This is a genomic window from Caballeronia sp., from assembly GCF_049581465.1.
In the GTDB taxonomy this organism is placed as follows: domain Bacteria; phylum Pseudomonadota; class Gammaproteobacteria; order Burkholderiales; family Burkholderiaceae; genus Caballeronia.
On record NZ_JBAUSA010000959.1, the window covers coordinates 1 to 7,168 of the forward strand.

The 7,168-nt window shown below is 59.5% G+C and carries 7 protein-coding genes; 5 read left to right on the forward strand and 2 right to left on the reverse strand.

What is annotated here, in order from left to right; translation table 11 throughout:
- Nucleotides 1-526 precede the first annotated feature (526 nt).
- The 5 genes from WCA53_RS23515 (at nucleotide 527) to WCA53_RS23535 (ending at nucleotide 5,650) form a co-directional block, all read left to right on the forward strand.
- On the forward strand, nucleotides 527-1,804 hold the full coding sequence (locus WCA53_RS23515) for a branched-chain amino acid ABC transporter substrate-binding protein (protein WP_423916126.1): 1,278 nt from the start codon (nucleotides 527-529) through the stop codon (nucleotides 1,802-1,804).
- Nucleotides 1,805-1,970: 166 nt separating this feature from the next.
- On the forward strand, nucleotides 1,971-2,921 hold the full coding sequence (locus tag WCA53_RS23520) for a branched-chain amino acid ABC transporter permease (RefSeq protein WP_423916128.1): 951 nt from the start codon (nucleotides 1,971-1,973) through the stop codon (nucleotides 2,919-2,921).
- A gap of 17 nt (nucleotides 2,922-2,938) precedes the next feature.
- Nucleotides 2,939-4,108 carry an ABC transporter permease subunit gene (locus tag WCA53_RS23525; protein WP_423916130.1) on the forward strand — a complete coding sequence of 390 codons (1,170 nt, stop codon included), beginning with the start codon at nucleotides 2,939-2,941 and terminating at the stop codon, nucleotides 4,106-4,108.
- Between the two features lie 25 nt (nucleotides 4,109-4,133).
- Nucleotides 4,134-4,910: an ABC transporter ATP-binding protein gene (locus WCA53_RS23530; protein ID WP_423916132.1), complete on the forward strand. Its 777-nt coding sequence runs from the start codon at nucleotides 4,134-4,136 to the stop codon at nucleotides 4,908-4,910.
- 35 nt (nucleotides 4,911-4,945) lie between these two features.
- Nucleotides 4,946-5,650, forward strand: coding sequence for an ABC transporter ATP-binding protein (locus tag WCA53_RS23535; RefSeq protein WP_423916139.1), 705 nt, complete (start codon nucleotides 4,946-4,948; stop codon nucleotides 5,648-5,650).
- A 69-nt stretch (nucleotides 5,651-5,719) separates the two neighbouring features.
- Here WCA53_RS23535 and WCA53_RS23540 read toward each other — a convergent pair whose 3' ends face one another.
- Both WCA53_RS23540 and WCA53_RS23545 read right to left on the reverse strand, forming a co-directional pair.
- Complete coding sequence (locus WCA53_RS23540) at nucleotides 5,720-6,142, reverse strand: GNAT family acetyltransferase (protein WP_423916135.1); 423 nt, start codon at nucleotides 6,140-6,142, stop codon at nucleotides 5,720-5,722.
- On the reverse strand, nucleotides 6,139-7,168 hold a 1,030-nt coding region (locus WCA53_RS23545), incomplete at its 5' end, for an acetylornithine transaminase (RefSeq protein WP_423916137.1). The genes WCA53_RS23545 and WCA53_RS23540, both read right to left, overlap by 4 nt.

Consider the following 7,168-nt stretch of genomic DNA (forward strand, 5'->3'; position numbering starts at 1 on the left):
GCCCCTATCCGGGGCGGGACTTCATTTCTTTGCAAACGCGCAAAGAAACGAAGCAAAGAAACGCGTTCAAACCGCGAATACCTCAGTGTCGTCGTCGATCACTTCAGGTTTTTGGCACGAACGTAGCACGGCTCTCACCCATTAACGCTCAGTCGAACACCCACCTCAAGCGCCACCCGCGCGCACACGCTTCGCCTCGACAGCCGCATCGTCTGCCCGTTCCGCCACAAAGCATGGTACGCGCTCATCCATCCCGGACCGCACTTCGCCCCACAATCGCCGCGCAGCATCGCCTCAAAATCTCCCCCGGTGCCCCCGCACCAACTCATGGTGCAACCCGTACATTAAAATCGCTGCAACCCGGTTGCTCTTTTTCATCGATTAATCTGCCAAATCCGGGTTGCAATGGAGGAAAACCCCTGTCCCATAACAATATTGAACGTCTCAAAAATCGAGTTACAATTCGCGCGTTCCAAGCCGGATGGGCTGGAGATGTCGGCTTTACGGGGCGCGGGAGACCCACTTAATGCAATTCAAGTTTGCCTATGCGGTGACCCTCGCGGCCGCGGTTGCAATGGCAACGGCGTGCAGCAAAAAGAACGATGGCGACGCTGCGACCAGCGCATCGGCGGTGCCGGTTGCATCGACAAGCGTGGCGGCAAGTGCTCCAGGCGCATCGACGATTACGGCTTCGGACGCATCGGCCGCGTCAGCAATAACCGCCGTTGCCGCAAGCGAAGCAACGGTCGTCAAGATCGGCCATGTTGCGCCGCTCAGCGGGTCGCTGGCGGCGCTCGGGCAGGATAACGAAAACGGCGCACGACTCGCGATCGAGGACATCAGCGCGCAGGGGTTGACCATCGACGGTCATCCGATCCATCTGGAACTGGATGGGCAGGACGACGCGGCCGACCCCAAGAAAGGTGTCGATGCGGCGCAGCGGCTTGTCGCCGATCACGTGGTGGCGGTAGTGGGACATTTGAATTCTGGCGTGTCAGTGCTTGCATCCAGGACATATAGCGACGCGAACGTGGCGCAGATCTCGGCTGCATCGACCAATCCCAGCTATACCCAGCAAGGTTTCAAGACGACGTTCCGCGTGGTGCCGACGGACGCGCAGCAGGGCCCGGTGCTCGCGACGTACGCACTAAAGACGCTGCATGCAAAGCGCATCGCGGTGGTCGACGACGCCACGCTCTACGGTCGCGGCCTCGCTAACGAGTTCGCCAAAGCGGTCATAGCAGGGGGCGGCAAGATCGCCGATCACGAAGTCACGACGGAAAAAGCCAAGGATTTCAAGGCGATACTGAATAAGATCAAGCGCGTCCAGCCCGATGTCATCATGTATGCGGGCATGGACGCAACAGCGGGCCCATTTGCGAAGCAAGCGGCGGCGCTCGGCATGAAGGCAAGAATTCTAAGTGGTGACGGTGCCTGTTCCACTCAAATGGCGACACTTGCTGGCGATGCATCGCAGAACGTGGTGTGCTCGGAGGTCGGCGTGGATTTATCGAAGCTCGACAATGGCGCGGATTTCGCGAAACGCTATGAAGCGCGCTTTCACGAACCCGTCCAGAACTATGCGCCATTCACTTATGACGCCGTGTACGTGATCGTGGATGCCATGAAGCGCGCCAATTCGGTTGAAGCACCCAAGGTGCTCGCGGCGATTGCATCGACGGATTTCAAGGGTTTGACGGGCCACATCTCATTCGATGACAAGGGTGATTTGAAAGGCGGCGCATTCACACTGATCGAGTTCAAGGACAACAAGAAGAACGTTATCGATGTAGTTACGCCGTAATACGGCCAGCGGGTAATTACTAGTAAACCGCATGGCCGGGTAGCCGGTATTGGACAGTTTCAGGTTTTTTTTCAAGTACGCGTAGTGCCGTGGTGTTTTTTACTTCCCTTCGGTTTATCGGCCAGCGATAAAGCGTAAATCCAGTCGCACGGCTAAGGAGCTTTAAATGGATATCTTCGTCCAACAAATCATAAACGGACTGGTGCTTGGCAGCGTCTACGCCATCATCGCGCTCGGCTACACCATGGTGTACGGCATTTTGGGCATCATCAACTTCGCACACGGCGACGTCTTGATGGTCGGCGCGATGGTCGCGCTGTCAGCAATCGGCGTCATGCAGAACCATTTCCCGGGCATGCCCCACGTGCTGATGCTAGTCATCGCGTTGTTGATCGCGGCGGTGGTGTGCGCGGTGGTCGGCTATACGATCGAACGCGTGGCTTACCGGCCGCTGCGTCGCGCGCCGCGTCTCGCGCCGCTGATCACGGCGATCGGTGTGTCGATCCTGCTCCAGACGCTGGCGATGTTGATCTGGGGCCGCAATCCGCTCGCGTTCCCGCAACTCCTGCCCACCGATCCAATCAACGTGATCACGGCGACCGCCGACCGTCCGGGCGCGGTGATCTCGATGACGGAAATCGTGATCATCGTGGTGGCCTTCCTGGTGATGGGCGGATTGCTGCTGCTGGTTCACAAGACGAAGCTCGGCCGCGCGATGCGCGCCATTGCTGAAAATCCGGGCGTCGCGAGCCTGATGGGCGTGAACCCGAACTTCGTGATCTCGGCCACCTTCATGATCGGCTCGGCGCTCGCCGCGCTCGCCGGCGTGATGATCGCCTCCGAATACGGCAACGCGCACTTCTACATGGGCTTCCTCCCAGGTCTCAAGGCGTTCACGGCGGCGGTGCTGGGCGGGATCGGCAACCTTGGCGGGGCGATGCTGGGCGGCGTGCTGCTCGGGCTGATCGAACAGTTGGGTGCCGGGTACATCGGCAACCTGACCGGCGGCGTTTTCGGCAGCAACTATCAGGATGTGTTCGCGTTCATCGTCCTGATCGTCGTGCTGGTGTTCCGTCCGTCCGGGTTGCTGGGCGAGCGCGTCGCGGATCGAGCCTAATTCAAGGGAGCTGACAAATGACATCGATTCAACCTATTGAACCGTCCACGACGTTCATCCCCGAGAAAAAAGGCGTGAAGGACTACGCGGTGACGATCCTCGTCACGGCGCTAGTGATCCTGGCGCCGATCCTGATCGGCGCGGCAGGCGGCAATTACTGGGTCCGCGTGCTCGACTTCGCGATGCTCTACGTGATGCTGGCGCTGGGCCTGAACGTGGTGGTCGGCTTCGCCGGCCTGCTGGATTTGGGGTACATCGCTTTCTACGCCGTGGGTGCCTATGTGGCCGCGTTGTTGTCGTCGCCACAACTGACCACGCAATTCGCATGGATCGCGCATCTGTTCCCGAACGGCCTGCATACGCCGATCTGGATCATCGTGCCATGCGCGGCAGGGCTGGCGGCCACCTTCGGCGTGCTGCTCGGCGCACCGACGCTACGCCTGCGCGGCGACTATCTCGCCATCGTGACCTTGGGCTTCGGGGAGATCGTCCGGATCTTCATGAACAACCTCGATCGTCCGGTGAACATTACCAACGGTCCGAAGGGCATTACCGGCGTCGATCCGGTGAATGTGGGCGGCTTCAGCCTCGCGCAGACGCACTCGCTGTTCGGCCTGAATTTTCCGTCCGTGTATTCGTATTACTACCTGTTCGTGTTGTGTTCGCTGTTCGTGATCTTCGTGTGTATCCGCTTGCAGCACTCGCGAATCGGCCGAGCGTGGGGCGCCATCCGCGAAGACGAGATCGCCGCGAAGGCAATGGGCATCAACACCCGTAACATCAAGTTGCTGGCGTTCGCGATGGGCGCATCGTTCGGTGGTTTGTCGGGTGCAATGTTCGGCGCCTTCCAGGGGTTCGTATCGCCGGAATCGTTCACGTTCTGGGAATCGGTCGTGGTGCTCGCGTGCGTGGTGCTGGGCGGCATGGGTCATATTCCAGGCGTGATCCTGGGCGCGGTGCTGCTTGCCGTGTTCCCCGAGTTCCTTCGTTCGACCATGGGCCCGTTGCAGAACTTCATCTTCGGACATGAAATCGTCGATACCGAAGTCATCCGCCAGTTGCTGTACGGCCTCGCGATGGTGCTCATCATGTTGTATCGCTCGGAAGGCCTGTGGCCGTCGCCGAAACACGAAGACAAGATCGCGAAGATCGCGAAGCGCGCTGGCAAGAAGCCGGTGCGCGCCTGACACGACACAGCAGCGGAGAAATTAAATGAGTGAAAAACGCACACGGTTGTCGGTGAAAGGCGTCAACAAGCGCTTCGGCGGCTTGCAGGCTTTGTCGGAAGTCGGTTTGCAGATCAAGGAAGGTGAGATCTACGGATTGATCGGCCCGAACGGCGCCGGCAAGACCACGTTCTTCAACGTGATCACCGGCCTCTACACACCGGATTCCGGCGAATTCAAGCTCGACGACGTGCCTTACACGCCGACCGCCGTTCATCAAGTGGCGAAGGCGGGCATTGCGCGTACGTTCCAGAACATTCGTTTGTTCGGCGGCATGACGGCGCTGGAAAACGTGATGATCGGACGCCACGTGCGCACGAAGCACGGGCTGATCGGCGCGGTGTTGCAGACGCCGTCGGAGCGTCGTGAAGAGAGGGAAATCAAGGAGCGCGCGCTGGAATTGCTGGAGTATGTCGGCGTGCTGCAATACGCGGATTACACGTCGCGCAACCTGTCGTACGGACACCAGCGTCGTCTGGAAATCGCGCGTGCATTGGCCACCGATCCGAAGCTGCTCGCCCTCGATGAACCCGCCGCCGGCATGAACGCGACGGAAAAGGTCGAACTCACGGGTCTGCTCGACAAGATTCGCAGCGACGGCCGGACGATTCTTCTCATCGAACACGATGTGAAGCTGGTGATGGGATTGTGCAACCGCATGACGGTGCTCGATTACGGCAAGGTGATCGCCGAGGGTCTGCCGCAGGACGTGCAGAAGGACCCGAAGGTGATCGAGGCTTATCTCGGGGCGGGGGTCCACTAATGGCAACAACGAACGGAACAGCCGGCAGCGCGGCCATGTTGAAGATCACGGGCCTGCAGGTCAGCTACGGCGGCATTCACGCGGTGAAGGGCGTGGATCTGGAAGTCGGGCAGGGCGAACTGGTCACGCTGATCGGCGCGAACGGTGCGGGCAAGACGACCACCATGAAGGCGATCACGGGCCTGAAGGCGTATACGGCTGGCGATATCGAATACATGGGCCAGTCGATCAAGGGCGTGCCTTCGCATGAACTCCTGAAGCGTGGCCTCGCGATGGTGCCGGAAGGCCGCGGTATCTTCGCGCGCATGTCGATTCTCGAAAACATGCAGATGGGCGCGTATCTTCGCAACGACAATGATGAAATCCAGAAAGACACCGACCGCATGTTCGGCTTCTTTCCGCGGCTGAAAGAGCGGGCGTCGCAGTACGCGGGCACGTTATCGGGCGGCGAGCAGCAGATGCTGGCGATGGCACGGGCCTTGTTGTCGCGTCCGAAAATGTTGCTGCTCGACGAGCCGTCGATGGGTCTCTCGCCGATCATGGTCGAGAAGATCTTCGAGGTGGTGCGCGAGATTTCCAAGGAAGGGCTGACGGTATTGCTCGTTGAGCAGAACGCGCGGTTGGCGTTGCAGGCGGCGAATCGTGGGTACGTGATGGATTCGGGTCTCGTCACCATGTCCGGCGATGCGAAGGCCATGCTGCATGATCCGAAGGTTCGGGCGGCTTATCTGGGCGAGTGAGTTTTTGGTTTTTTGAATTGAAGAAGCCGCATGCGTTTGTGACGCATGCGGCTTTTTTACAGTGCGGCGCTACAGTCGCTTGCCGAGGCTAATAACCTCATCGACGTGATAACCGAGTTTGGCGTAAAAGCCCTGAATCTCAGGCTTATTCGCCATGATCTGCAAATTCAGCTTAGGACATCCAAGCTGTTTCAACGCCGTTTCCGCACGCTCGACAAGCGCCCGCGCGTAACCGTGGCCGCGTGCATCTTCGGCCACTGCGAGTGAATACATCCATCCGCGATGTCCGTCATACCCGGCCATCACCGTGCCGATCAGTCGCTCATCCTGCACGCCAACGAAAAACAACTCCGGTTGCATAGCCAGCTTATTAGCGATGGATAACCGCGGATCGCGCTGCGGTTTGCCGGGTGTGGCGTACTCGGGAAACGCCTGGCGCCAGAGCGCGATTACGTCGTCCGTATCGCGCGCTTCGAACACTCGGATAATCAAAGCGAATCCAGCACCGAACGCAGCATGGCCATCATCTGGTCGATTTCGTCACGCGTCACGTTCAGCGCCGGCATGAAGCGCAGCAGGTTCGGCCGTGCCGCGTTAAGCAGCAAACCGTCGGGTCCCATATCGCGTGCCATTTCAACGATCTTCGGCCCATTGTCGTTGTTCAGAAGCAGCGCGCGCAGCAAGCCTTCGCCGCGTTCGCCGTTGAACCCTCGTTCCGCCGACAACTGCACCAGATGCGCCCTCAGATAATCGCCACGCTCGCGCACGCCTTCAAGAAAACCAGGCGCCGTAAGCTGCGAAATCACCGAACAACCAACGGCCGTCATCAGCGGATTCCCGTTATACGTGCCGCCCTGATCGCCCGGTTCGAAGCAGGCTATTTCTTCCGTGGACAGCAACGCTGCCAACGGCACGCCGCCGCCAATGCCCTTGCCCAAGGTCATGATGTCCGGCTCAACGCCCGACAACTCATACGCGAACAACGTCCCGGCACGGCCACAGCCGCTTTGCACTTCATCGACGATCATCAGCAGGTTGTGCTTCTTCGTCAGCGCTCGCAAAGCCTGCATGAACTCGCGCGTGGCGGGAATGACGCCGCCTTCGCCCTGGATCGGCTCAAGCATCACGCCGACGGTTTTATCGGTGATCAGTTTTTCCACCGATGCAATGTCGTTCAAATCGGCCTTCGGAAAGCCCGGCACTTGCGGCGCGTATATCGTGTCCCAGCCCGGCTTGCCCGACGCCGACATGGTCGCGAGCGTGCGGCCGTGGAAACTGTGGTCGAAGGTGATGATTTCGTACGCGCCACCCTTGAACTTCTTGCCCCACTTGCGCGCGAGCTTGATCGCGCCTTCGTTTGCCTCGGCGCCGCTGTTCGTGAAGAACACTTTATCGAAGCAGCTATTTGCGGTGAGCATTGCGGCGAGTTGCGCCATCGGCGCGTTGTAGAACGCCGGCGATGGGTTGATCAGCGTGCGGGCCTGTTTGTCCATTGCTTCGATCATGCCGTCGTTGCAA